Consider the following 26,051-nt stretch of genomic DNA (forward strand, 5'->3'; position numbering starts at 1 on the left):
AGGTAAGGTCACAGGAAGAACACCTGTTCTTAGGCGTCAGGTGGAAGCTCAGTAATGAGTGCAGCCGAGACGTACTAACCGACCGAGGGCTTGACCTTCTATATTCTCTCGCTGTGCAGTCTTGAGGGTTCTTCTCTCAACTAATCAGAACCACAAGCTTGTCTGGTGTCTCTGGCGCAATGGCACCACTCCGAACCCATCCCGAACTCGGATGTGAAACGTTGCTGCGGCGAAGATACTTTGGGGGTAGCCCCCTGGGAAAATAGCTCGATGCCAGGCTTCTCATTTTATTTCACTGAAATCCATAGAACCCTCTTTTCGTAATGGAAAGAGGGTTTTATGCTTTGGGAATACAAAAAGCGCACTGATTTATATTATGGGGCATTTGCCGGACATCATATGATTACTATCCAATACCTTCTGCAACGCCTGAACCAGTTTTGGCAACTCAATCGGTTTAGTAATATAGTCATCCATTCCCCCCGCTGAGCATAAGCTGTAAGCGCAATAATCCGAGGACGTTCGTGAACAGACCACTGCTCACAAATCTGACGAGTCGCTGTTAAACCATCCATTTCTGGCATTTCCACATCCATAAACACAACATCATAAGAGTGACTATGCAAAGCCTGTAAAACCTCTGCACCGTTACTCACGACATCAGCCTGATAGCCCAGTTTCTTTAGCAAAAGTACGGCAAACTTCTGATTCACCCGATTGTCTTCCGCCAGCAATATCCGTGTTTGATGGTTTTTTGTTAAAGGCGTGCTTTGCATGGTGTTCTGTCTGTTACGCTGGATTATTCCTCTCTTTATTGTGTAGGAAAGAAGGCTGTTTAGACATACGCCAGATTGCCGAATTCTCCATGCTAAATCGACGTAACTTTTGTTTATCTTTGTCTCGATCAGACGAATAAGTTTTCAATCGCTACTGACTTAGAGTATAGTTATCAGTTTCTGTTGTCATATCACCCTAACTTCTTGATTTATATCACTACTTTTGGGCTTAATCTTTGCTATGCAAAAGCTGATCAAATTCTTGCAAATTGGCATTAAAGACCAGATATTCCGGTTTCATCTGACCATGATATTGTTTTAGGAATAAACCAGACGGATGGCATGGGAAAAGAACGACTAACTTTCACCACGTTTTAATTTCTTGGAGAACTCATTACTAATCCCGTCTGATCAGCCGAGACTATCATATTTTAGGTGAACTTAGTGATTGTAGCAGTAGCAGTGACCAAGGCACATTAATATTAGGTATCAGCCCGGGGTACGTTCTCAGGGCGGGAAAAACCAGGGGAAGCAGGAAACGCAGAGACCGTAAAGATACAGGAGACTCACCGTTTTTGTCTACCAGTCCGTAGTGTTTAGCCAATTCCGCCACAATCTGCACCCGACCGGTTCGTCCCATCACTGTGGAATCTGCGGTTAGCGCAGCAATAACCCGTCCGGTGAGTAAAGGCGTTTCCCAGTTGTACCCCTCTTTTATGGCTGACTTTTTCGGGTCAGCCGCCGCACTTTCATCCATATTGGCGGCAAATTGGGAAAAGTTTTCCGTACCCACAATTCCGGGCCAAATTGAGAGGGATGCAATGTTATGGGGTTTGAGTTCAATCGCCATATCTGCGGCTAGGCGATCGCACGCTGATTTACCTGCACCGTAGGGTGGGCTAAAAATATAGGATAGACTACCCCAAGACGAGATAATACAGATAAGTCCTTGCTGATGTGGGGTCATCATCCGGGCGGCGAAAATACTGGCGACATAGTGGCTACGCAGCCCCACATTATTGCAAGCATCCCACAAACTCGGTTCACTCTCCCAGAAGGGCTTTCCCGCCGCCTCTGTTAAGGCTTGTACGCCAGCGTAAGCATTATTAACCAGTAGGTCAAGTTGTCCCTGTTCATCCTGGATACGCTCAAACAGCAAACGCACTTGCTCATCGTCACTGTGATCCACTTGGATGGGAATGCATACGCCACCTGCTTCCTCAACGGCTGATTGGGTCTCCTGGAGACTCCCGACACCATTGTCAGAGGTCGAACGCTCCAGGGTACGCCCTGTGATATAGACCGTCGCCCCAGCTTCACCAAGCGCGATCGCAATTCCCTTACCTAGACCCCGCGTTGCCCCTGTGACTAATGTGATTTTACCTACAAGGTGTTTCATCATTGTTTTTTTTCAGTTTATCTTGGCAGCACTTCAAGTGATGGCGACCTGAAGGGGTGACAAGCAGCTCAAAAGCTTGGCAGGCAAAGCATTTCCCCCCTCAAGCCTCAAAAAGATGGTAGCTTATTGACAGGATTATTGAGAATGAATAAGCGAATGAGAATGATAATCACCCAGGTGACACTCCAGGAGTATATTGATTGTCTTTAATCTTTTTCTTGTTGCCAAAACATTACCCAGCAACGGCTAGATGGATTTCGGGTCTATCCGTGCGTGAAGCTCTCGCTATCGCGTTAGCGAATCGCGTCAGTTTTTTAGTTACTGCTCAAGTTTAAGAGCAGAATATTGCTACCCAGACTCTTGAATTGTTGAATATTTTGGGTTAAAATTAGTCAAGAATAGAATGGGAATCATGACTTGACAAAAATCCCATCCAATAGTCCAGGTCAATCCATAAAGACCAAGCCAAAAGTTGCTGTGTCGTCTCTGGCTTCTTGCTACCTCTTTGAGACGACAGACATATTTTTGTTGCTTTTGACAGCGAGTTTTGTCACCTTTTAAAGAAGCGATAGTATAAGCCATTGCAATTAACAAGACTAAACGATTTAAACGTTCTATGCATGCCTTAGTTCCTTCTAGGTTATAGCCACCCGTCTTACAATCTTTGAACAAGGATTCTATACCACTGCGAGATTGATAAACCTGAATCACTTCATCAATACTACTAAAGCAAGTCAAAATGAACCAGCCTTGTTTTTCACATGAACCTCGATACTTCCGTTTCCAATAAGCGGCTAAATTAAAACGACCAAATCCCTTTTTCTTTGTATAATTAACTCCCGAATGAAATAACTTCATCCCCGGAGTTAAACCCAACTCACTTAGCTGTTGATAGTTTCCTTTTGATTGACGGATATAAGTATCTTGCTTGATCCGCAATGCAAAAAATACCTTCTTTGTCTTCAGCCAGTAGGCTAGTTCAACGCTGCGGAATTCCCGATCTCCAATGATAACAATTTGATAACGGGAAAGCAATTTTAAGACTGGACGAATAACTGCTATTTGTTCGGATATATTGCTACTGCCCGCTTTCTCCAAAAATTGCCAATATACAGGGAAGGAACGTTTTTTCCAAATCACAGCAATCATTAATAAGTTATTACTGTCCCATTGGGTTCTATCTATAGCCAGAATAACACGACTTCCGAGAGGAACTTGAGTTCTTAATATATATTTAAGTATCGGAAACCAAATTAATGGTAGACTAAGATTGGGAAGAACTAAAAACCTTTGCAGATGTTTCCTCCTACTTTGATAAAGGATGGGTACAGGAAAGAGCGCGGCTAATCTCTCAATCTTGACTTGTTTATGTACTTGCAGCAGCCAAAGTAAAATTTCTAGGGTGAGGAGTTGAGACTCACTTAGATAATTCTTAAGACAACTGTGATAGAATTGGGGTAGCATTATTTATTGGGCGGTTAACTTGAACCGAGATAGACCGCTCTTTTTTTACCATAAAATACATACATTTTTATTTAAGTTTTTGCAAAAACTCCAAAATGTCCTAACGGAAGCAATTCCACTCAGCCCCAAAATTGAAATTCCCTCACGGTGAGACTTTTCGGGATTTTTCTGTCGTCTTTTCTCCTGTTTAATCGCTCTGTGCTTTGTTTGTATCAGGGTTTCAAGCGCAATATTTTCTATTCCCTTTAATTGCGCGATCGCAAAACCTCTCTTTCTCCAGATTGCCTTTCTCCACAACCCATGCCTGACAAGGGGTTTGAATCGCCCGCTTCTTCGACGCGATCGCACGCCGCCCCCAAAACCTTGTGACCTGAAGGGGTGCTGCTGAAGGGGGGAGTATTTAAGGATTAAAGATAACCAACTGACTCTTGGATCGTCACCCAGGTGATTATCATTCTCATTCACTGATTCATTCGCAATAAACCTGTCAATAAGCTCTCATCTTTTCGAGGCTTGAGGGGGGAAATGCAATGTAAGCCAAGCTATTGAGCTGCTTGTCACCCCTTCAGGCGCAACACACTGTTCTGTGCAACTGGGAGTGAATAAATGGGCTTAAATCCTTGTCTGGCAAGGTTTCTGCTATTCGCAATCGCGCCTTTTGTGAGAAATGCGGGATCATGTGGCTGCGGTATTCCGAAGCTGGACTGATGAGACTGATGAGAGCAATTCGTTCCGTATCAATTTCTAACTCATGAGCATGGCTTTGGATATAGGATAGAGCCGCCTGTACATCCTCAAGTTGAGCCGGAAAGTGATACTGGGGAGCTATAATGTCGGCTAATATCAGGAAACGTCGTTCACAAATTGACAATGGATAATGACCTCTCCTTAAAAGAAGAGAATTGAAATTAAGGAAAATCTTTTTGTCAATTATCAATTATTAATTATCCATTGATAAAATCATTGTACTCGCTCATCCTCTACAGATACAGAAGTTTTGACTTCATTTTTAACGCTCACTGAGCGATTCAACTGACGCTCCAACTGAACCGATTTTCCTAGAAGTAATTCTCTAGCGCAATCGCTGTCTACGGGTTTTGAGAATAAAAATCCTTGACCATAATGACATTGCAACGCCACTAAAGGCGAAACTTGTTCTAATAACTCAATTCCCTCAGCCACCACATCCATACTCATGGTTCGGGCGAGGGTGATAATCGCTTGAACAATTTCCGAGTTTTCACCTAACGCACCAATCCGACTGATAAATGAGCGATCAATTTTCAACGTACTAATCGGAAAATTATGCAGGCGACTTAAGGAGGAATAGCCAGTGCCAAAGTCGTCAATACATAGATGAATTTGCCGTTTTTTCAATTCCAACAGTAAGTCTTTGACCAGTTCCGGATTATCAATAACCACACTTTCCGTAATCTCCAACTTTAAACTGCCAACGGCAATATTGGTTTCCTCCAAGATTTGGTCAATTTGCGCTAATAAATCCGGTTGCATAAACTGTTTACAGGACAAATTAACATTCATCGTCAAGGGTTGGGGACTTTGAAATTGCTGCTGCCAAACACTGAGTTGGCGACAAGCTTCCCGCAGTATCCACCACCCCATGGGAATAATTAATCCGGTTTCTTCAGCGATGGGAATAAATTCGGCGGGAAATACTAACCCGCGTTGCGGATGTTGCCAACGTAATAATGCTTCAAAGCCGGTAATTTGATGGGTGAGTAGGGATACAATTGGTTGATAATGAACTTGAAATTCTTGCCGTTCGATCGCACGCCGCATGTCGGTTTCAATCTGTAATCGATCAACCGTGGGACTCAACATCTGGTTATCAAAGATGGCATAGCCCGGTTTGCCTTGGGAACGGGCGCGATGCATAGCAGTATTAGCGTTACGGAGTATGTCTTCAGCCGACAAAATTCTGCGATCGCGACTCGTATTTAGGGCAATGCCAATGCTGGTTGTCATGAACACGTCCCGCCCTTCCAGGTTAAAGGGTAATGTCAAAGTTTGCTCAATCGCATCTGCCACTTGAATGGCATCACAAACCCCCTGAATCCCCTCTAGCAGGATAGCAAACTCATCACCACCTAAACGGGCAACGGTATCCGTGGAACGCAAGCAGTTTTGTATGCGCTCTCCAAACTCTTGCAGCACTTGATCCCCTAAATGATTCCCCAAACTTTCGTTCACGACTTTGAAGCGATTGAGATTGAGTAACACCACGGCAAATCGATAGGATGGAGAATTCCCGTTCTCCCCTTGACCCGGTTGGGCGCGTCGTCCGGCTTGCTGCAAGCGATCCATGAATAAGGCACGGTTCGCCAGTCCGGTGAGGCGATCATAAAAGGCATTAAACAATAATAGTTCTTCTGCTCGTTTGCGATCGGTAATATCTAAGGCATAAATGCGAATGCACTCAATTTCGGGAACGTAATGCAGGACTTGTTCGTAAACAATTTCCCCAATTTTTATTTCGCGTCTCAAGGAACTTTGCTGCTGCATCAACCGAATCATTGAGGGCATTTCTGCCAAAAATGGATGTTCAGCTTCACTATCTAATAATTCGGGCAACAAGCGCATGGCTTCTGGGTTGAGATAACGCACACGCCCTGCTAAATCAATTTCGACAATGGGATTGGGGGTCAATAGGGGAAACGAGGCTAAACGGGCTGTTTCTTGATGGGTGAGACAATGTTCGTTTTGATCCCGTCCGATGGCAAACAAGAAGTCAAGTTCACCGCTTTTCTTAAAAACCTGTTGGCTACGCCATTCTACCCAAAGTTCTTGACCCTCTTTGGTCAGGACTCCGGTTTGATGTACAGTGGGCGATTTTAATTCTGATTTTTCCCCACGGGTTTTGATTAATTTGGCAAAGGGTTTGCGGTCAACGTCTCGAAGAAACGTGGTCACAAAATCTGTTCCCCTCACTTCATCCAGGGTATAACCCAACGTTTCCAGTAATCTGGGATTCATCATCCGAGTTTTTCCCTGGGGGTCAATGGCGACAAAAAAGCCACCGTGGGTTTCGACTAAATTTTGATTAAATTCCTCTTGCTGGTGCAGTTGTTCCGTTAATTGTTGGCGTTCCATCACCAACCCCAACTGCATCGCGATCGCAGCCACCCATTCCATCCATTGGCGATCGCTGGGATGAGAGTGGCGGGTAAAAAATGTTAAGACAGCGAGTAAGCGATCATCGAGGAGAATGGGGATCGCGCCTCCAGCTTGAAACTCTTGCGGCTGATCCGTCGCGCTAACAAGAGTGAATTCGGCATCAGGATCAATCCCATCTGTCTTTGTTTGGTCAATCCACTCTGGCTGTTTTGATGTCCACACCCGTCCAGGTAAGCCGATATTGGGGGGAAATGTTAGCATTTCTCTGGTGCGTCGCAATGGTAGCAGATCACAGGGATCACCATACCAGGCTTGGCTACAGGTTAAACGACGAGAATCAGAAGTCGGAAGCCATGCTTCACCATAATCCCAATGGGTCACTTCACAGACGCGATGCAGCACCAGATCCAGTGCTGAGTGAAAATCTGGAACGTTGGTGATCGCCGGAATCAGAGATTGCAACAGACGGAGTTGTTTGGACATGCACTAAAACCCTTTTATCATAGATGCTTTCACCGGGCGCGATCGCGATCGATGTTGATATCGATGTGAATAATCGCACTTGTTTGATGCTCTACGATAGATGCAACCCTTACATCCAGCCTTAGCTGGAAAATTTTGAGCTATGAGTCGGTTGGGTCAGATGTTTAGTTCCTCAGTGTCTGATCCTTAGAGTCTTGACTGGGAAATGTTTTGTCTAGCCCCTAGTTGTCACTGACCTGGAACATCGCCATTGTTTGGTCGTTGGTTCGGCGAGCGCTCCCCATTTTGACCTAGCCCACCTTTTACTTATTTTCTATTGTTATAAATAATCCAGTATTTTTTTGTATGTTTAATCACTGGCTCAATTGATTTAAATCACAATTAAGCTGTGATGATTCTCTAGAAAACCACCTAAATCACCCTAACTTAACCAGGAAGCAATCCTAACTTTGATGAAGATAAACGGCGGGACAATTGAGTTCAAGACTTAATGAAAATTTATCCTGTTGCTTCAATTATACGACTTAAGACTGATGAAGTCTTGCTATTCAATCCTTATGCCAAGTTGCAGTAAGAAATAAGGTGTAAGGGAAAAGGAAATGATAACGGTGAGAGACAAACCTGATCTTAGGCTGGCTTGCTCGTTGAACCACTACAACCATCAGTAGGGACACGAAATGTCGTGCCCCTACTCTTCTATTATCCCTACAGTGCCACTGGCGTCGGACAAGTCACGTTAGTTCCGCCTAGCCCACAATACCCATTAGGATTCTTGGCTAAGTATTGCTGGTGATAGCCTTCTGCATAGTAGAACTCTGGAGCATCAACGATTTCTGTCGTGATTTCTCCATAACCCGCATCGCTCAGCGCTTTTTGATAGGCTTCTCGTGAGGCTTCTGCGAGTTTCCCTTGACTTTCGGAATAGGTATAAACTCCCGAACGATATTGAGTTCCCGTGTCATTTCCTTGGCGCATCCCTTGGGTGGGATTATGACTTTCCCAGAAAACTTTCAGCAATTGCTCATAAGTAATCACCTGGGGGTCAAATACGACGCGCACGACTTCATTGTGACCTGTCATCCCTGTACAGACTTCTTGATAGGTGGGATTAGGCGTTATCCCGCCTGCGTAACCCACAGCCGTAACAAACACTCCCTCTTGTTGCCAAAACTTGCGTTCAGCCCCCCAGAAACAGCCCATCCCAAACATTGCCATTTCCATACCATCGGGGTAAGGGGGTTTGAGAGGATTGCCGTTGACATAGTGGTTTGCTGGGACAGTTATGGGCTCTTCCCGCCCCGGTAACGCCTCTTCGGGTTTAGGTAAGCTGAGCTTTTTGCCAAATCCGCCAAATCCAAATAACACCATAGAATTACGACTCCGATTTTGCTGCCATATATTTACTTTACTTAATATTTTGGATTGGTGATTGGGGATTCGTCATTCGTCATCCGACAAGAAGCAAGCTACGTCATTCGTCCTTTGTTGATTAGGAAATCGCTCCCCCTGCTTCCTCTACTCCCCGGTTGTAAAGATTTGATGAAACGTCCTGATAGACACCGGAGTGAATGTAGTTTTGTAAAGACCCTGGGAAATTCCTGATAGCTGTCAGCCATCTGGCTGTGGGAGGCTTAATCTGGATTCCGAACCCAGAGCATTCTACCGATTGAGGTGCATACTACGATGATACTCCACTCACTTTGTGCAACGAACAATCCCCAAAAACCCTTAAAGCTGATCATTTGGGAACCGGCTGAAATAACTAACGAGCGCCTGAAACCCTTTTACTTCAAAACCAACTATCTTTGTGAGAATTTGACAGAAGCGATGCAGATTCTGGCTCAAATCCAGCATAGTAGTAGGGAGTTACTACAAGCAGCTTGATATCTTCTTGGTATGAATACCAGGGATTCTATCGGAATGTTAGATGGGGATGAAAGGTTCAATTTATTCATCTTCACCTTCCAATGTGGGTTGAATTGTGGCATGATTTTCCTAAACCCAAAAGTGAACAACCATGCAACCGAACTTGGCAAAACTTTTTTCGTGGCTATTCGGTTTCACCGCTTCGTCCCTGCTTTGTAGTGGTTTATCCGCTCAAGCCCAGACGCCAGACTCCGCCTACTATGGTTATATAACCGTTACTCCCTCTGACTCGACTCAATCTTCTGGCTCAGCGACCGATAATGCCCAGCCCACACTGGTTTTAGTTCAACCCCAAACTGTCGCCGCCGCCACTCCAGAGGTGGCACAAGTCCCTGTGATTAATCCCCTAAAAATACTGGGACGCAGTTATATCGGCGTAGGCGGGAATATTGGTCTGGATGGTGAGGAAACCAACTTAGGGGAAGGGTCTTTGGTTATTGTCACTAAAGCAGGGTTTGCTGATAATTTCTCCTTGCACAATGCGGTCATGTTTGGTGACGAAACCACTACAACCGTTGCCCTTAGCGCGAATTTTCCAATCAAGGCTCCAGTTACCGGACAAACGATTGTGATTCCTTTTGTTGGAGGAGGTGTGCTGCTGCAACCCGATAAGGACTGGGAAGCTGATCCGTTGGTTTCCGGTGGTGTCGATATTCCCATCCCTCCCCGATTTACCGGAACAGTGCGTGTCAATGTGGTATTTCCTGAGGATGATGAGACGGATGTGGGACTTGTTTTAGGTGTAGGTTACAATCTGAAGCTGTTTTAGGGGTAGAAGATAGAAGGGTAACGCTCCCTTCCGAATAACTACTGGTATGATAGACACACTCGCCCAGCCAGAAATGATAGGTTATCGATTGAGCTATTTGTGGCAACTATTCACCAAGGTTTAAACAGGGTTCAATGGTGGCAATAACGGACTTGGCTAAGGCAGTAAGGTCATAACCGCCTTCTAAGCCAAATAAAATGCGGTGAGTCAGTTGCAAACAGTAATCAGTGAATACGCCAAAATCTTTGGGTTTCAGAGCGATGCTGGCTAGGGGATCATCGGCGTTGGCGTCGTAACCTGCACTAACGATGAGTAAATCGGGCTGAAATTCCCTGAGAAAGGGTATAACCCCCTGCTCAAACATGGGTTGGTATTCTGTGAATGCACTGCCTGGTGGCATGGGTACATTCAGGACATTATTGTATGAGCCGCGTTCGCGAGGGTGACCGGTGCCAGGATAGCAAGGATATTGATGGAGGGAACAGTAGGCAATTCTGGCATCGTTTTCCACCAGGCTTTGAGTGCCGTTACCATGATGAACATCCCAATCCAAAATGGCGACTTTTTGGATACCCGGTTGTTCTAGGGCATAGTAAGCCGCGATCGCAGCATTGGAAAAGATACAAAATCCCATCCCCCGTGGACCTTCAGCATGATGTCCAGGAGGACGTGCGAGGACAAATGCCGGGTTGTTGCTAGTGAGAACCCGATCAACCCCATCTAACCAAGCGCTGATGACTAACAGGGCAATATCATAACTGCGTGGAGAAACCCTGGTGTCGCCATCTATCATCCCTCCACCGTCGTGGGCAAGTTGTTTGACTAAATTGATGTAATCCGGGTCATGAATTTTTTGCAACAAAGGCATTACAGGACGACTTTCTACGGGTGTAGGTAACTGCCAATCCACAAGATGTGCCCAGGGTGCAGCGTTTAAGGCATTGACAATAGCTGTCAATCGTTCTGGGCGTTCAGGGTGGAATTTACCGTTGTCATGATTAAGAAATTCGTCGGAGTAAATAACTGGAAACATAGGTTCAGTAGAATTGGCAGCAAATGAGTGCTTTCTATAATTGTATAATTATTGGTTCGGTAAGTAGTCGGATAAAATTAACGTTGACGGTTGAAATTAGGGAACAGGGAACGGGGAACTCTTAACAGTAAGGATTTGACGCTTGTTAACATTTCTTAGTACAGTGGACAGAGTTTATGTTCAGGTACTTAGATTTATAGATAGATTGCCTAAGTGACTCGACATTTCTCTATTTCAGCCATCGGCAATAATAAGGTATCCTCAATCTCCTGTCGCACCTCACGACTGACATAACAATCACTATTGAGACAGTCCACTAATAATCGATTGGCATCATAATAGTGCTTGAGAAGTTTATTTTGCTGAGAGTTAAATTGCCAAGGATAACCAATCTGGCGATACTTAATAATCGCAGCCGACAATTGTTCTGTCCAAGAGATACCATGAGTTTGCCACCATTGCTTAAACTGCCACTCATTCCCATGTAGATTGAAATCTGGATTAGGGAGTTGTTGCTTGAGTTCCTGTAAGGCTTTGTCCAACCTGGGGTCAAGATTCAGGGCGCGATCGCACGCCAAAAATAATGCTCCTCTCATGGCGTAGGGACGATCCGCTAATCCCAGAACCAGCTTAGACGCCCGTTCAAAGGTCAAGGATAGCAGTTCATCCAGTCCAATATCTTGGGTTTGGCTAGATCCTAACAGTAGAAGATGGTGGAAATGGCAATCCAGGACACCAATCAAGTCTGATTTCCGTTGCGGAGGAGTGGGGTTGTGTTGAGAATAATAATTCCGGGCTAAATTAAAATAAAATGCCCGCACCGCTGCTGGTTTATAGGGAACGTGAACGGTATTTGATTTCCCATGCACCCACTGCAATAACCGTTGCAATTCCGCATCTGTAGCCACTAATTGATCAATTTGCTGTTTCATCAATTGTAATAAATAATCCGCCGACTGTAACATCCCCACCGAGAGGAAAAAGACTTCTCGCCAACTTTTCTCGGTGATGTGGCTAACAAGCGATCGCAGGGCATTTTCTAAGGTTTGGGGATTTGAACTGGTGACAATCTTTCTGGCGGTAAAATATTCCTGAAACGTGAGATGGGAAAAGGAATAAATTTCTCTGGCTCTTTCCACTAAGAGTCCATGTTGGGCTTCGATGGATTTGAGAACGGCTTCACTATCTAATTGTAAGGCATCGGGATCGGTTTCGGCATCGGGTAAGTTACGGATATAGTCAGCAATATAATGTTCAACTTGGCGTTGCTTGAAGAAATAATCTTTGCGTTCAAAGGTGGTAAAGGCAATCTGACTGAGTAAGTTTTGTTTGCGTTGAACGGATAGTTTTTTATAGACCTGATCTCGGATAATTCCCCGTTTAGCGTCCCATTTCAGTAAAAGCGTAGCAATCCCGCGTTTATATAATTCCGCTCGGTCTGCGGGAAAGTCGCCAGAATCTTCAAATTCTAAACAGAGTAAGGTTAAGAGTAAGGGGTTGGTGGCTAATTCTTGAATTTGGGGATTAACTTTAAGCTGTTCGATGAATCGTTCGCCTAGATCTAAGTCTTTGGTTTTAAACCACTTCTCCACAAAGGTTTTAATCTGTTTTCCATTAAAATCAGCTACCTCAACTTCGGTGAATTTATCAAAGGTATAGTCTTGGGCGGCAATACGGCAGGTGATCACAAATTGATTGTCACAATATTGATGAGAAAAATATCGAATTTGCTTAATACAGCGATTGGCATCATCGTCTAGCATTTCATCCAAGCCATCGAGTAAGATTAAGCACTGTCCCGATTGAATGAGTTGGGTGATTTCATTCCCGGTAATGTTAACACTAGAAAAGTGTTGAATTAGGAAGTCGAGGAAATCGGGTTGATCGGTGGCTTCAGCAAAATCTTTAATCGTCAGGCAAATCGGGACAAATTGGTTCATAAATGTACCAAAACTGCACTGAATTGCCAGATACTTGAGAAACGTAGTTTTTCCCGAACCGGGTTTACCCAAAACCATCAGTTTCGGATATTTTTCCACCGCTTCAAGTCCCGGTAATCGTTTGGTGTTGATATGATTAAGTCCCCAGTGATCAAAGTCTTCCGCTTCGGGGTCAAACCCTCGGAGTAAATCGGCAATTTTTAGTCGTCTCCTCCCAGTGATTTTCTCTAAGATGTTGACGTTTGTATAGATGTCACTAATGCCTATCGGGTGAGTCATATCCAGAACTCGCATTGTGCCACACCGTTGTTGGATGAGGGGACGTATTTTCTGGCGGACATTTTGTACTAGAGTTTCTATATTGTAGTCTTGGATGGTTTGTCGCTCTAATCCTAACGTTTCACAAATTTCCTCAAAATTGATCGAGTCTACAGGTTTACCATTAAAAAAGCTGTGAATTGTAGACAGCGATAATCCCAGCGTATTCGCCAAATCCTGCTGACTGGAGTAACCGCGACGCCTTAATGCCTGTCTAACGGTTTTTTTATGTTCTGGAGCAATTTTGATTCCCCGTGGCATTATCCCATCGAGATCACTTTATTGTATAATACTGCTCTTTTTTTCTGACGTGGCATAAGTCAAGCAAACTCAAGCATTTCTCAAGCAGAATCTCAAGCAACCATCGGCTTTGATGATAGGGAGAGGCGATCGCACTACTGTGACAGAGGCGATCGCACTTGCTCAACCTGTACATTACCACTGAAAGGTAGTAACAATGTCTAGTTTAACCACTGCCCACGGTGCTACATTCATCGATCAATTGCTGCAACTGTCTCAGGTGGATAACATTTGGACGCGGATGTTTAGTCAGCCATCGGAGACTAATCAAAATCCGCAGCCAAGTGCTGAATCGGTTGCACCGTTAGCGAAGGAATTACCCCTGCGGATTCTCCTGGCGGAAGATCAATGGGGCGATCGCACCGTGGCGTTACGAGTTTTGCGATCGCTAGGCTATCAGGCGGATGTTGTCGGAAATGGATTGGAAGCGTTAGAAGCCTTACGCCAAAACCATTATGATGTTGTCTTAACTGATGTGCAAATGCCACAGATGGGGGGTTTGGCAATGATGCGCCGCTTATGCCAAGAATGGTTACCGGAACAGCGTCCTTGTATTATTGCGGTAACATCTGATGAAATGCCACAGGTGCGTGAGGAATGCTTAAAAGCCGGGATGAATGAATGTTTGAGTAAGCCATTGGCAGTTGATAAATTAGTTGCAGCGTTAAGGATGTGTCAGTTTTGTGGCGATAGTTGTGAGTTAGATTAAAGGGTATCATCTTTGGGTTATCAGAGCATTGGCTAGTCGAAAGTGCTGCTGTTTACATTTGATTATCAATGCATCTACTTCTTTGTGCTGTTTGATCAAAAGCAATAGTTGATCTGGATTGGGCAATAGTTCAGCAACTAATCGAAATACTTCTATCCAAGGTTGATGAATGGAGTTGAATAATTTAAATTCATTTTCATCTTGCAATATGACACCAATCGGACGGCGATTTTTCTTACAAGGCTGTGCCGCACTGGGAACAGTTTTGGGGGTGAACGCTTGCCAAAACCGTTCTCCATCTGCTAGAACTCCAACAACCTCTGATTTAGGATCTAGGTCTTTGTCTTTAGAATCCGTCACCATTGGACCAACCCATGGTCAATCCCCAACCCATTTGATGGTGTGCTTGCATGGCTGGGGGGCTAACTCTCAGGATTTAGTCCCATTAGCCTCGGCATTAGACTTACCCAATGTCCAGTTTCTATTTCCCGATGCTCCGTTTCCTCATCCCAATGTCCCCTGGGGCAATGCCTGGTATGCCTTAGAAAGCGAAAATCATTGGGGGCTAGAGGAAAGTCGCCAAAAGTTAATCGATTGGTTAACGTCTCTGGAAGAAAGTACAGGTGTTCCCCTATCCCGCACCGTTTTAAGTGGATTTTCCCAAGGGGGAGCGATGACACTAGATGTGGGGTTAAGATTACCCTGCGCCGCCTTAGTTGCAATGAGTGGCTACTGGCATGATTCAGCTCAACTGACGCGGGAATCGTTACCTCCAGTTTTGATCGTGCATGGTAGACAAGATCCGGTTGTGCCTGTGAGTAAAGCGCAACACGCCAGAGATAATTTAAAGGGGTTGGGAATCGCGGTGACGTATCAAGAATTTGATATGGCGCATCAGATTCTGCCAGAAGTTTTGGTGTTGGTACGGCGTTTTGTGCTGGATGTTATTGGCTCAAGTTCTGTATCTTGAATTTGAAAACGTTTGAGCATTTTTCATCCGCTGCACTACCCTAATTAATCGCAGAACCGCTTGCGCTTTCTCAGGTAAAACAGGGGAACTTTCTTTGAGCTGAGATAGAGGAACTTTTGTCTCTCAATGCATTTGGGTATAATATACGCAGATTTATTTTTTTGTCCAAAGTCCAAAGTGGGTTCAAAAAGGCTGGTAGCGTAGAGAAAAGTGAAGACCATTCTCTTGCAGCGAATCCCCCTGATTGTTTACCTCCACCAAGGGGATGCCGTAATCTAGGCGCAAATCCAAACCTGAACGAATTTGCCACCGCAAACCAAATCCCAGACTAGCAATTGTGGCTGGGTCAGGGTCAGGATCTTGATTATTCCAAGCTGTACCGATCGCAAAAAAAGGGGCAAGTTGTAGCTGGCTAGGGTCTGATGTGAGGGGAATGCGAACCTCAAGTGAACCTAAAATGCCGTTATCCGCAACCCGCTGATTTTGCCGATAGCCTCTGACTGAATCGACTCCACCGATACTGAACCGCTCTAGAGAGAGTAAAGAATCTGGGGTTAACTGAGCATTCACTTGCGTGATCAGCGTCGTTCTCGGTGACAACCGTTGCACCCATTGGAATTGTCCAAGCCAGGAAAAAAATCGCCCGTCAGTCCCGGTGTTGTTGATGGTTGCATCAAAGGCATCTAGCCCGAGGCTAAACTGAGACCGGGCGGCTAAGATGCGACTGGGTTCACTACGGTCTACCCAATCTTGAGAAAATCTGAGTACCGTTACCTTGGATTCACCGTCTTCTGGGCCAACTGAGAAAGAAAAGGGTTCGTCGAGTAAGAAGGTTTGACTGCGACGCAAGTCTAGGGCTAAACTCAGGGCAAATTCCCTCTCTGGCGATCGCGATATCGGTTGGCGAAAATTGACAGAAAAAGTGCGAGTTTCGCTTTCGATATCAAACTCCTCGAACTCATCTTCGATAATGCTGCTGTCGCTGTTAGCGTAGCGTACACTCAGAGTGCCATTGCGGGCATTGATGGGGATAGCATAGTTGATATCGTAGAGGTCGAGTCCTGCGGTGAGGCTGTATTGAGTTTTGAGGCGATCGCCAAAACCCAAGAGATTATCATGGGCAACAAATAGGCTGGTTTGTAGGGAACCGATACTGGGAGATTGGTTGTTGGCGGTAGAAACGCCAGCGTGAAAGGTGGGTGATTCTTTGAGTTCGACTTGCAAAATATTGCTACCAGAACGGCTTCCTGCGGTTAACTCGGCATCCACTTGATTGAGTAAGGGGTCCAGTTGCAGCAGTTGCAGTGCTTCTTCTAATTGGTTTCGATTTAAGGGTGCGTCAGTGGCGAGTTCAAGGCGACTACGCACATAGCCTTCCCGCAGATGATTTAAGCCGTCAATCTCGATCCGTTCTAAGTCACCCTCGACGACTTGAATTTGCACAACACCATTACTAGGGTCTTGGAGGGGTAAAAATGCACCGGAGGTGATGTAGTCTTGGTCAAGGTAAAGCTGAGTAATCCGAGAGCGCAGCTCCAGCAATTCTTCAAATGTTACCTCACGGTTCTCATATTCGGCTTTTAACATGGCAATCTCATCGTGCAATACGGTATTTCCTAGCACCTCTACTTTTCTGACAAAAAACGGCACATTGGATGGAGTTGTCACCTCAGGGAGTTGGGGAGAGGAAGGAGTTTGTAGACTTGGTTCTGGTGGCGATGCTGGGGATTCTTCCGGGAGAGGAGGGGGGGAGTCGGAGGGGTTGGGAATGGTTTGCTCAATCCTCTCTGGGGTGGTGGGAGGAAGGTTCACGCCTGGGGGTGGAGTAGACTGAGCAATTGTTCTCAGAGTTAGACCCGTGATGGTAGAAATGCTAGAGCCTAAAATTGCCATCCATCTCAGTGTATAATTCATGTCTCTAGAGGCTGAATTACTAAATCCGGGTTAACCACCCCCTTTATGGTGGAGACAAGGCAACAGGCAACAGGTAAACCAAGGTATAAAGGGGGTTACAAGGGCGGATTTGGTATTAAACAAACGTAAAGTCCCAAGAGACAATAACATTGGTAGTGTCTTGTACTACAGCGATCAGATCGCTCTGATAGTAGACTAAGGTATCGGTCGCACTGCTGCCAGACCAGTTTTGGAAGCCCAATGAGTAGTCACTCTCACTACCATAAGCCTGGAACATATCTCCCTCAGCCCAGTAGAAATCCGTAACTGTAGCATATCCCAAGCCTAGATAGAACGCCCCAGAGGTATCCCCTAAAACAAATGTATCCGCTCCATCAGAAGCACCTTCAACGCCGGGTTGGGATGAACTGTAGTCTCCGCTTAGGATATCGTATTCTCCCGTATTGCCACCATAGGCATTGAGGCTGTCATTACCGGAACCGCCAACTAATGTATCGGTTCCCGTTCCGCCAAGTAATGTATCATTGCCAGATTCACCATATAGGTTATCGTTACCGGAACTGCCACTTAAGTAATCGTCCCCAGAGAAACCTAAAAGGGTGTCGTTACCTGAACCGCCATACAGGTTGTCATCCCCAGTCCAGCCATCGAGATAATCGTTGTCAGCTTCACCGTATAGGTTATCATTACCCGAACCGCCATCTAAGTAATCGTCCCCAGAGAAACCTAAAAGGGTGTCGTTACCCGAACTACCATACAGGTTGTCATCCCCAGTCCAGCCATCGAGATAATCGTTGCCAGCACCACCAGAGAGATAGTTGTCTGCCTCATTGCCGATGATGGTATCGTCGCCAGCACCACCAATCGCGTTTTCAATCACCACACCATTGGCGATAGTGAAACCGCCATAAATGCCTTCAACGGCAGATATGTAACCACCTGCATTGGGTCCGACTAGTGGCGCATCATTGAGATTGATAGTAGCATCAGCGGTGGCAGTAGCCGCTGAAATTGTATCGATGCCGCCTGCATCCCAAATGCTGGAGTAGAATGTGCCGGAGGTATTGCTAGTAGGTAAGAAGTAGGTATCATTGCCAGTCTTGTAGGACATATTTGCCCCATAGAGATACTGGATTGCGGCAATATCGAAAGCCATAGGACCACCTTGATAGCCATAATCCGTAATTCCGGTATAGTCGTTGGTATCTAAACCATCGTTGTAAGTCATCGTCGTCCAAACACCCTGATTGAGACCGTAATCTCCCGTATCCCAAGGAGAAGAAACCCCAGGATAGATACTGGAACCCCCCCCTGTATCGTGGGGATGAGCCAATCCCAAACCATGACCTAATTCATGAATCAGGGTAATAAATCCGAAGCCTCCTTGTTGCAAACCTTCTGCATCCCAACCCGTTCCTTGCCAGTTAAAGTAACCAATTCCTTCTCCAACGGTACCTGGGGGAGAGAATGCTCCTAAGTAGTCAACCTCAAAATTGTTGACTAAAAGAAATCCAAAATCGGCATTAGCATCATTGTCGGCGGTTTGGACAAAGTTGATATTGGCGACATTAGACCAAGTGGTCAAGGCTTGCTGCATTGCAGCCTCTTCATAGTCGAACCAAGGTGTATTAATGGTATCGTTATTGTAGTAATCATCATCTAGGGAAGCATCACTCCAGAAAGAGTAGGTGATTGTGTTGTCATTAAGTTTATTTCCTCCCCAGAGAATACCATCGATATAGGGATTAGAATGTGCCATGATTATCTCCAAATCGTCATTGTTATCGTGTTGCGTAAATACGCTAATTTTTAGAATAAAAGTAAGACTTATATAATGCATTCACCATATCTACCAGTTTGATAGTATGGATAAACAAAGCTCTTTGCACGATTGAGTCAGTAAGATTGCTGAAAACTACAGTAAGATTGCTGAAAACTACATAAGTGGGGTCTGCTGTAGGGAGTCTTGTGGTGGGGAGAGGGAACAGGCAACAGGCAACAGGCAACAGTTTCAACCCTCTGTTGAGTTAGGACTTACGCAAATTGACGGCACAGGCACTACCTGTAGGGGCACGGCATTGCCGTGCCCCTACCATAAATGGCTTTACCAGCCTGCAAACATCCTCTACGCCTTGATATCTAAGGGTTTCGGCTTTTTGCAGCCAGCTCTAACTACTTAATCTATCAGTTCTGTCTAGCCGACTTATTCAGCAGACCCTAACTACATACTGTGGCTCAAACCTTTTGCCAAACATTCCCCCAGCCTTAAGAACACTCCCGCGCCATCACCAGCCGTCCATTTGGCAGTTGATACACTCCAGTTGGTTCTACAATTGGGTCACCCTTCTGCCAAGGACGAGAGGTACTCTCACTCGGTACAGCGCGTACCTCTCCAGTCGGATAAGGTAAAGCTGAAGCGTCGCCAGGACGGGTGGGTAAGTTCCCAGCGCCGGTGATGATGAATGTTCCCTCTTGTTCATCGGTTCGGACAATGCAGCTATTGGCAAGCAGATTGTCGGTATCAATCAGATTTTCGGGTAACTCGGTCAGGCTGTTTTGGATAAAGTCAAGGTTGGGTAAGGTGATGACTCCATCGACTGCTCCACTGGCATTAATATCGACTCGATTATTATTATCTAAAGTAGCTGGGTCAGTGCCTTTGGGGGCTGGACGGAAGGCGAAGCCGAAGAAAACAGGGGTTTTGAAGGTAATATCGCCGCCTCGACCATCACGGGCAAAGGCGAGGATGTCGCTGTCAGCGAAGGCAATGAGCGAGTCGGTGGTGATGGTGATATTACCACCATTTTCGACACCACTGAAGACACTGGTGGTGATGTCGCTGTCACCGCGCAGACGAATGTCTTGAGCTGTGATGTCGATAGCGCCTCCAGCAGATTGCGTGGTGGCGGTAATAATATCGCTGTCAGTCGCTGTTAAGGTGTCCAAGACTTGGAGGGTAATGTTGCCAGCTCTGCTTTGTCCTTGACTCTGAGCCGATATCTGGGAATTATTTTCCAGGGAAAGGGAGTCGGTTTGGATATCAATATCGCCACCAATGCCTTTAGCATCAGGGTTGACCGCTGTGGAAATAGAGCTATTGTTGTCTAGGAAGACCGATTGAGCATCTCGCACCGAGATATCACCAGCATTTCCCCCTCCAGAGGTATTGGCATTCACTTGAGCACCATTGGTCAGTTCTAGGGAAGCAGTAGTCAGTTCAATCCCTCTCGAGTCCCCCTCAGCTCCAGGAGCCACTATAGTGAATACACCACTGGGAAATCCATCGCTTGAGTCCCCATCCAAGCGCACCGAATCAGTGGCGGTAATTTTAACTGCACCCGCATCCCCTACCCCTCCTGTAGAGGCATTCACGTGAGCGCCATTAGTTAGTTCCAAGGAGGTAGTGGTCAGTTCAATCTCCCCAGAATTCCCCCTAGCTCCCCCACCCACCCCGGTGAATACACCACTGGAAATTCCATCGCTCGATTCCCCATCCAGCCGCATCGAATCAGTGGCGGTAATTTTAACTGCACCCGCATCCCCTACCCCTCCTGTAGAGGCATCCACTCGAGCGCCATTAGTTAGTTCCAAGGAGGCAGTGGTCAGTTCAATCCCCCCAGAGTTTCCCTCAGCTCCTGGCTCCACCCTACTAAATACACCACTGAGAAATCCATTGCTATCTTCCCCATCCAAGCGCACTGAATCAGTTGCCGTAATTTTAACTGCACCCGCATTCCCCAACCCGAAGGTAGAGGCACTCACTTGAGCGCCATTGGTGAGTTCCAAGGAGGCAGTGGTCAGCTCAATTCCCTCCGAATTTCCCCTACCTCCCACACCCACCACACTGCCTACACCACTGGAAAATCCATTGCTACCTTCCCCATCCAAGCGCACCGAATCAGTTGCCGTAATTTTCACCGCCCCCGCATTCCCACTCCCGATAGTAGAGGCATTCACTTGAGCGCCATTGGTCAGTTCCAAGGAGGCAGTGGTTAGTTCAATCCCCCCAGAGTTCCCTGATGCTCCAGGAGCCACTATGGTGAATACACCACTGAGACGTCCATCGCTCGATTCCCCATCCAGCCGCATCGAATCAGTGGCGGTAATTTTAACTGCATCCGCATTCCTAGCCCCGAAGGTAAAGGTAGCCAATACCGCTCCCTCGGTCAAGAAGAGGGACTTAGCCGTCACCTGAATCTCACCCCCTGTAACACCCGCTACATTGGTAAAGCTGGCGTTCCCAATCAAGCTGTCGGCGATAGAAATATCCCCCTCGCTGTTGAAGGTGATATTCCCTCCCAATAAACCACTGGAAACGATATTAGCCCCCCGATTGAGAGTAATATCACCCTCAGCCTTTAGCCTGACATCGCCACCATTGCCAAAGTAAGTATCAGAAAGCTCAAAGGCAGAGGCACTAACTGTGCCATTAAGAGTAATACTGCTGCGAGAATCAATAAAGACAGAACCCCCGCCAAAATCATCTCTTACGTCAATCGAGCCAACAGTAATACCGTTCGGGGTGTCTAGTAATAAGTTAGGCTGATACTGATTCGTCAATAGGACTTTGCCCCCATCGGTGAAGTCAAAGACTAAGATATCGCCGATAGTGATATCTGCACGGGTTGGGGTATTCGGAAAATCTAAAGGAGGGACGAAAAAATCATTACCAGTTTCAGAGAAAAGTGGAACTCCGATCGCACTTGGGTCTACTCCCGCCCGAATATCCAACGTCGGTTCGCTTCTACCGTCAATATTTACAGTCGTGCCATCCGATAAGGTAACAGTTTCCTGTAAACCATTCGTGGGATCTGCCCCAGTAATAAAGACAAAGCCAGGAATCTCCACCTTACCCCCAGCGACAATATGCAGAGAACTTCCCGCGTAAGCACCAATCAACACATCTCCCATTGTCCGAATCACCGGGTCATTGGGACTCGACAAATCCCCCAAACTCCCATCCAACCGCTCTATCCGAAAACTGCCCCCACTCCAATAGTGAGCATCTCCCCCCACTTGAGTAGCACTTCGCAGCACCATATCCCCGCCAGAAAACAACCCACTATCGGGATGATTTAGGGCAAAAATATCCACCCCTTGATTCCCCTGCACCCACAACTGCCCTCTGGCTGCTGCCATAAAAGGTGCATCCACGCTATCCCTTATCCGCACCGTATTTTGCGCTGCCAGGGTCAAATCTCCCCCAGCATAGAGTTGACCCTGCAAATCCAAATTTCCAGCCGAGAGCGTCAAATCCTGCCCTACTGCCAAATTCCCAGCATGGGCAATCTCTCCACTTTGATTCGCCCCATACTGCAACCCCAAAGGTACACTCACCGTTAACAACGATGAGTCCTCTGGATTTGCTGCACTAAATAATGAGCCATCCTCAAACCCTATAGAATTCGCAGTAGTTGCCACAAAAGAACCCTCAACATCCAGTTGAGCATTCGACCCAAACAAAATCCCATGGGGATTGAGTAAAAATAGATTGGCAGCACCATCAACTCCCAACGTTCCCAAAATATTAGAGGGATTTGCCCCAGTTACCCGCGAGAGAATAGTCTCAATCCCTGCTGGATTGGCAAAATAAACCCGTTGTAATTCCTCAACATTGAACTCACTAAAGCTGTGAAACAGATTGGCACCTCGCGCTGCTCCCCCCTCAATCAAATCCGCTGGCTTTCCTTTCACCTCAGCATCAGGCGTGACGCGAGAACTCTCAGCCCCTAAAGTCGTATCTGGTTTAATCTGAGCAACAGCACATTTTCCCAAAAACGCACTAGCGAACAATCCCATTAGAGTGATTGTTCCACTTAGGGTTAAACCACTGGCTAGCCCTAACCTCCAGTATCCACTGCTCCTATCTTGAGTCATCATGGGCTTTATCTCCTTTGGGACAGCTCACTTGAGCGCTCACGGCAATTCATGCCATGAAAATGGTGATTCTTTTCCGAAAATAAAAAAAGGAGGAGTCAGTTGACTAATTGTACAATAACCGCAAACGTAAAGATAACTGGCTTGCTCCTAGTATTCAGCATAAATTTGATAGTCATATCAAGCTGGTTAAGAGGATTAAATCCAGGTATTTAGCACTGGAGAGTTCTATATAAATGCCCAGTCAACATCATAAAACCAGCGTCCATCGCCTTTTAGGAATTCTCTTTCTCAGTAGCCTTACCCTTTCCCTATGGCTCGGTCATCTTCCCTCCATTGCTCAACCAGCCGCACCGGGAAATGTAGCAACGACCCAATCTGGCAACGCCAGTCAACTCGTGCAACAAGGGGTTGAGTCTTACCAGACAGGAGATTATCAAGGGGCGATTGAACCCTGGCAAAACGCCTTAGAACTCTACCAAAGGACCAATAATCGCCTCAACGCCGCCATTATCCGGGAAAATCTGGCAAGAACCTATCAAAAAATCGGTCACATCGAGCAGGCAATCAGCTATTGGCAACAAGCCATCGCTGACTATCAAGAACTAGGTGACTGGCAGCAAATAGGGCGAATGAAAACCGAACTGGCTCAAGCCTACAGCCGCTTTGGACAAGCGAGAAAAGCGATCGCGCTTTTATGTGGCGTCCCTGATTCTCGCAAACAGGAGAGTTGCCCTGAAGGTAGTGCTGTGCAAATTGCCCAAGCGCATCACGATCGAGACGGAGAAATAGCCGCCCACGGGAGTCTAGGAGAAGCCTATCGCCTCAGAGGGGATTACGACCAAGCGATCGCCCATTTAAACAGGAGCTTAAAAATTGCCCAAGAGCTTAATCACCCAGCCTCTGGCGCTTCTACTCTAAACAATCTCGGCAACGTCTACATGGCTCAAGCTCAGCTCACAGAGGGTTATGCCAATTCTGCCCAGCAACGCGGTGCCAATACCAAGGCATCAGAATTTCGACAAGACGCGATTGAGTATTACCAGCAAGCTCAAACCCATTTTCAACAGAGTCTCCAACTTGCTCAAAACGACCAATTTGCTCAAATGCGGGTGTTACGCAATTTAGTTAAACTTTATTACCGCCCTAAACAATCAACCTTACCCAACGCCGCAAACAACGCGGCAACAACCCTCAAACAAGCTCAGAACTTACTCAAGCGGCTCCCCGATTCTCAAGATAAAGTCTATGCCGCCATCGAATTCGCTAAACTGGAGCAACCAATGACCCCAGTTGATACCACGTCCCAACACAGTCCCTGCGGTAAGCGTCTGCTAGAAGGACAGGCAGAAGAACTCCTCAATCAAGCCGTCTCAATTGCTCAACGCCTTCAGGACTCCCGTTCCCAGTCGTTTGCCTTGGGTGAATTAGGTCATCTCTATGAATGCCACCAAGACTATCAGAACGCCCAAGAATTCACTCAAAAGGCGCAGTGGGTGGCGGACAAAAATCAATCGGCTAAAGATAGTCTGTATTTGTGGGAGTGGCAGGCAGGACGCATTTTCAACGCCCAAGGAAATGAAACTGAGGCTGTCAAAGCTTATGAACGAGCGATCGCGACAATCAATGATATCCGAAATGAGCTTCTGATTGCCCAGCGAGACTTACAGTTTGACTTTCGGGATGCGATTAATCCTCTCCACCGGGAGTTTGCTCAGTTAAGGTTAGAGCGTGCTGCTTTGAAACCAAGAGATAGTCAGGATTATAAAAAGGAGCTAGACTCTGCCCTCGAAACCATTGATTCCCTAAAACTCGCAGAACTGCAAAATTACTTTGGGAATGATTGTGCCTTGACACTCATCAGTCAGGAACGGGTGGAGGAACTGGTTGGGGAAAACACCGCTGTCTTTAGCTCCATTATTTTAAGCGATCGCACCGCGATTCTGGTCAGTCTTCCCAACGGTGAAAAGCGGCTGAAGTGGATCGACGTTGATAGTCAGACGCTCCGGGATGAAATTAACCAATTTCGCCGGGGACTAGAGCGCAGACGTGACATTACCTATAACCCAAAACCAGCCCAGGAGTTGTACAACAAGATTATTGCTCCTTTTGCCAATGATTTAAAGTCAGCACCGATAGAAACTCTCGTTTTCATCCAGGATGGCATCTTACGCAGCATCCCAATGGCTGCCCTTCACGACGGTAATAAATTCTTGGTGGAAAACTATGCCATTGCCACAACCCCCAGTCTTAACCTGACCAATCCCCAAGCCTTGAACCGTCAAAACCTTCGCGTTTTAGCCTTAGGTTTAACCCAAGAAAGTGAAGTCAATGGGCAAACGTTTTCAGCGTTGACCAATGTTGAAACTGAACTCAAGGAAATCGAGACTCAATTTCCCGGTAGCCAAACACTCTTGAATGAGGATTTTACCCCAAAGCGCATGGAAGAAGAACTGAGTCAAACCGTTTACCCAATTCTTCACATCGCCACCCACGGTCAGTTTAGTGCGATTCGAGAGGACACCTTTCTCGTCACTGGCAATAACGACAAACTCACCCTCAATGATCTAGAAAACATCATCAGCCGCGTTAGTCGTAAACCCGACTCTGGCGAATTGCTTGCCCTCACAGCTTGTCAAACAGCAGTCGGAGATGACCGAGCTGCTTTGGGTTTAGCGGGCATTGCCGTGCAAGCCGGTGTCAGCAGTGCCTTAGCTTCCCTTTGGTTTGTCAATGATGCCTCCACGGCTCAGTTGGTGACAGAGTTTTATGCCAACTTGCGCCGTCCCGGCGTGAGCAAAGCCGAGGCTTTACGTGCAGCTCAGCGAAAACTGATTGAGGCGAAGGACACAGAGGAGATTAATGACCAATATGCCCACCCCGCCTACTGGGCACCGTTTATCCTCATTGGCAACTGGCTTTAACTAGGGTCTGCTGTCGGGAGTTGTGAGGTGAGCAGGTGATGGGGAGATGGGGAGATTGGAAAATTGTGTAGGGGCGGGTTTTACTACTATCTTTTCGGTTGCATCCAGATGTGA

At 46.4% G+C, this 26,051-nt stretch carries 19 protein-coding genes and 2 rRNA genes; 8 read left to right on the forward strand and 13 right to left on the reverse strand.

Annotation, left to right across the window (positions count from 1 at the left end; genetic code table 11):
* Positions 1–98, forward strand: a 23S ribosomal RNA gene (locus tag RID09_RS20615); the annotation flags it as partial.
* Positions 99–161: 63 nt separating this feature from the next.
* Positions 162–279, forward strand: a 5S ribosomal RNA gene (rrf, locus tag RID09_RS20620).
* 116 nt (positions 280–395) lie between these two features.
* On the opposite strand, the gene RID09_RS20625 is transcribed toward rrf, so the two are convergent.
* From RID09_RS20625 to msrA, 6 genes are all read right to left on the reverse strand, one after another.
* Entirely contained in the window at positions 396–776 is a 381-nt protein-coding gene (locus tag RID09_RS20625; protein WP_446337790.1) for a response regulator, read from the reverse strand.
* A 424-nt stretch (positions 777–1,200) separates the two neighbouring features.
* Complete coding sequence (locus tag RID09_RS20630) at positions 1,201–2,175, reverse strand: SDR family NAD(P)-dependent oxidoreductase (RefSeq protein WP_446337825.1); 975 nt, start codon at positions 2,173–2,175, stop codon at positions 1,201–1,203.
* A gap of 348 nt (positions 2,176–2,523) precedes the next feature.
* Positions 2,524–3,639, reverse strand: coding sequence for an IS4 family transposase (locus RID09_RS20635; RefSeq protein WP_446337791.1), 1,116 nt, complete (start codon positions 3,637–3,639; stop codon positions 2,524–2,526).
* A gap of 565 nt (positions 3,640–4,204) precedes the next feature.
* Positions 4,205–4,510, reverse strand: coding sequence for an alpha/beta hydrolase fold domain-containing protein (locus RID09_RS20640; RefSeq protein WP_446337792.1), 306 nt, complete (start codon positions 4,508–4,510; stop codon positions 4,205–4,207).
* Between the two features lie 89 nt (positions 4,511–4,599).
* Positions 4,600–7,257 (reverse strand): EAL domain-containing protein, encoded by a 2,658-nt coding sequence (locus RID09_RS20645; RefSeq protein ID WP_446337793.1) that lies wholly within the window; start codon positions 7,255–7,257, stop codon positions 4,600–4,602.
* Positions 7,258–7,962: 705 nt separating this feature from the next.
* A complete protein-coding gene (msrA, locus tag RID09_RS20650; protein ID WP_446337794.1) occupies positions 7,963–8,625 on the reverse strand; it encodes a peptide-methionine (S)-S-oxide reductase MsrA in 663 nt (220 codons plus the stop codon).
* Positions 8,626–8,940: 315 nt separating this feature from the next.
* Here msrA and RID09_RS20655 point away from each other — a divergent pair, with 315 nt between their 5' ends.
* Positions 8,941–9,141, forward strand: a complete 201-nt coding sequence (locus RID09_RS20655) for a hypothetical protein (RefSeq protein ID WP_446337795.1) — start codon at positions 8,941–8,943, stop codon at positions 9,139–9,141.
* Between the two features lie 133 nt (positions 9,142–9,274).
* The gene (locus RID09_RS20660; RefSeq protein ID WP_446337796.1) at positions 9,275–9,952 is read left to right on the forward strand and encodes a hypothetical protein; all 678 of its coding nucleotides are present in this window, start codon (positions 9,275–9,277) and stop codon (positions 9,950–9,952) included.
* Between the two features lie 106 nt (positions 9,953–10,058).
* Here the strand turns inward: RID09_RS20660 and RID09_RS20665 are convergent, their stop codons facing one another.
* The 3 genes from RID09_RS20665 to RID09_RS20675 form a co-directional block, all read right to left on the reverse strand.
* Positions 10,059–10,985: a histone deacetylase family protein gene (locus RID09_RS20665; RefSeq protein WP_446337797.1), complete on the reverse strand. Its 927-nt coding sequence runs from the start codon at positions 10,983–10,985 to the stop codon at positions 10,059–10,061.
* A 209-nt stretch (positions 10,986–11,194) separates the two neighbouring features.
* Entirely contained in the window at positions 11,195–13,504 is a 2,310-nt protein-coding gene (locus tag RID09_RS20670; protein ID WP_446337798.1) for an NACHT C-terminal helical domain 2-containing protein, read from the reverse strand.
* 13 nt (positions 13,505–13,517) lie between these two features.
* Positions 13,518–13,679, reverse strand: a complete 162-nt coding sequence (locus tag RID09_RS20675) for a hypothetical protein (RefSeq protein WP_446337799.1) — start codon at positions 13,677–13,679, stop codon at positions 13,518–13,520.
* A 21-nt stretch (positions 13,680–13,700) separates the two neighbouring features.
* Here RID09_RS20675 and RID09_RS20680 point away from each other — a divergent pair, with 21 nt between their 5' ends.
* A complete protein-coding gene (locus RID09_RS20680) occupies positions 13,701–14,252 on the forward strand; it encodes a response regulator (protein WP_446337800.1) in 552 nt (183 codons plus the stop codon).
* Positions 14,253–14,258: 6 nt separating this feature from the next.
* On the opposite strand, the gene RID09_RS20685 is transcribed toward RID09_RS20680, so the two are convergent.
* Positions 14,259–14,615: a hypothetical protein gene (locus tag RID09_RS20685; protein ID WP_446337801.1), complete on the reverse strand. Its 357-nt coding sequence runs from the start codon at positions 14,613–14,615 to the stop codon at positions 14,259–14,261.
* Here RID09_RS20685 and RID09_RS20690 point away from each other — a divergent pair.
* The gene (locus RID09_RS20690; RefSeq protein WP_446337802.1) at positions 14,593–15,222 is read left to right on the forward strand and encodes an alpha/beta hydrolase; all 630 of its coding nucleotides are present in this window, start codon (positions 14,593–14,595) and stop codon (positions 15,220–15,222) included. The genes RID09_RS20685 and RID09_RS20690 overlap by 23 nt on opposite strands.
* A gap of 183 nt (positions 15,223–15,405) precedes the next feature.
* Here RID09_RS20690 and RID09_RS20695 read toward each other — a convergent pair whose 3' ends face one another.
* The 3 genes from RID09_RS20695 to RID09_RS20705 all read right to left on the reverse strand — a co-directional run bounded on the left by RID09_RS20695 (position 15,406) and on the right by RID09_RS20705 (position 23,016).
* Entirely contained in the window at positions 15,406–17,136 is a 1,731-nt protein-coding gene (locus tag RID09_RS20695) for a ShlB/FhaC/HecB family hemolysin secretion/activation protein (RefSeq protein WP_446337803.1), read from the reverse strand.
* Between the two features lie 115 nt (positions 17,137–17,251).
* Positions 17,252–18,895, reverse strand: coding sequence for a M10 family metallopeptidase C-terminal domain-containing protein (locus RID09_RS20700; protein WP_446337804.1), 1,644 nt, complete (start codon positions 18,893–18,895; stop codon positions 17,252–17,254).
* A 506-nt stretch (positions 18,896–19,401) separates the two neighbouring features.
* Positions 19,402–23,016 (reverse strand): two-partner secretion domain-containing protein, encoded by a 3,615-nt coding sequence (locus RID09_RS20705; protein ID WP_446337805.1) that lies wholly within the window; start codon positions 23,014–23,016, stop codon positions 19,402–19,404.
* A gap of 107 nt (positions 23,017–23,123) precedes the next feature.
* On the opposite strand from RID09_RS20705, the gene RID09_RS20710 reads away from it, so the two are divergent.
* On the forward strand, positions 23,124–23,249 hold the full coding sequence (locus RID09_RS20710; RefSeq protein WP_446337806.1) for an RRXRR domain-containing protein: 126 nt from the start codon (positions 23,124–23,126) through the stop codon (positions 23,247–23,249).
* The gene (locus RID09_RS20715; RefSeq protein WP_446337807.1) at positions 23,250–25,937 is read left to right on the forward strand and encodes a CHAT domain-containing protein; all 2,688 of its coding nucleotides are present in this window, start codon (positions 23,250–23,252) and stop codon (positions 25,935–25,937) included.
* The last annotated feature ends 114 nt before the right edge of the window (positions 25,938–26,051 follow it).

Source organism: Coleofasciculus sp. G1-WW12-02 (assembly GCF_040219735.1).
GTDB lineage: Bacteria > Cyanobacteriota > Cyanobacteriia > Cyanobacteriales > Coleofasciculaceae > Coleofasciculus.

Bases quoted from the DNA above. Each gene is read 5' to 3' on its own strand.
- RID09_RS20625 (WP_446337790.1), bottom strand. From the start codon at position 776: ATGCAAAGCACGCCTTTAACAAAAAACCATCAAACACGGATATTGCTG.
- RID09_RS20630 (WP_446337825.1), bottom strand. From the start codon at position 2,175: ATGAAACACCTTGTAGGTAAAATCACATTAGTCACAGGGGCAACGCGG.
- RID09_RS20635 (WP_446337791.1), bottom strand. From the start codon at position 3,639: ATGCTACCCCAATTCTATCACAGTTGTCTTAAGAATTATCTAAGTGAG.
- RID09_RS20645 (WP_446337793.1), bottom strand. From the start codon at position 7,257: ATGTCCAAACAACTCCGTCTGTTGCAATCTCTGATTCCGGCGATCACC.
- msrA (WP_446337794.1), bottom strand. From the start codon at position 8,625: ATGGTGTTATTTGGATTTGGCGGATTTGGCAAAAAGCTCAGCTTACCT.
- RID09_RS20655 (WP_446337795.1), top strand. From the start codon at position 8,941: ATGATACTCCACTCACTTTGTGCAACGAACAATCCCCAAAAACCCTTA.
- RID09_RS20660 (WP_446337796.1), top strand. From the start codon at position 9,275: ATGCAACCGAACTTGGCAAAACTTTTTTCGTGGCTATTCGGTTTCACC.
- RID09_RS20665 (WP_446337797.1), bottom strand. From the start codon at position 10,985: ATGTTTCCAGTTATTTACTCCGACGAATTTCTTAATCATGACAACGGT.
- RID09_RS20670 (WP_446337798.1), bottom strand. From the start codon at position 13,504: ATGCCACGGGGAATCAAAATTGCTCCAGAACATAAAAAAACCGTTAGA.
- RID09_RS20675 (WP_446337799.1), bottom strand. From the start codon at position 13,679: ATGTACAGGTTGAGCAAGTGCGATCGCCTCTGTCACAGTAGTGCGATC.
- RID09_RS20680 (WP_446337800.1), top strand. From the start codon at position 13,701: ATGTCTAGTTTAACCACTGCCCACGGTGCTACATTCATCGATCAATTG.
- RID09_RS20685 (WP_446337801.1), bottom strand. From the start codon at position 14,615: ATGGTGACGGATTCTAAAGACAAAGACCTAGATCCTAAATCAGAGGTT.
- RID09_RS20695 (WP_446337803.1), bottom strand. From the start codon at position 17,136: ATGAATTATACACTGAGATGGATGGCAATTTTAGGCTCTAGCATTTCT.
- RID09_RS20700 (WP_446337804.1), bottom strand. From the start codon at position 18,895: ATGGCACATTCTAATCCCTATATCGATGGTATTCTCTGGGGAGGAAAT.
- RID09_RS20705 (WP_446337805.1), bottom strand. From the start codon at position 23,016: ATGATGACTCAAGATAGGAGCAGTGGATACTGGAGGTTAGGGCTAGCC.
- RID09_RS20715 (WP_446337807.1), top strand. From the start codon at position 23,250: ATGCCCAGTCAACATCATAAAACCAGCGTCCATCGCCTTTTAGGAATT.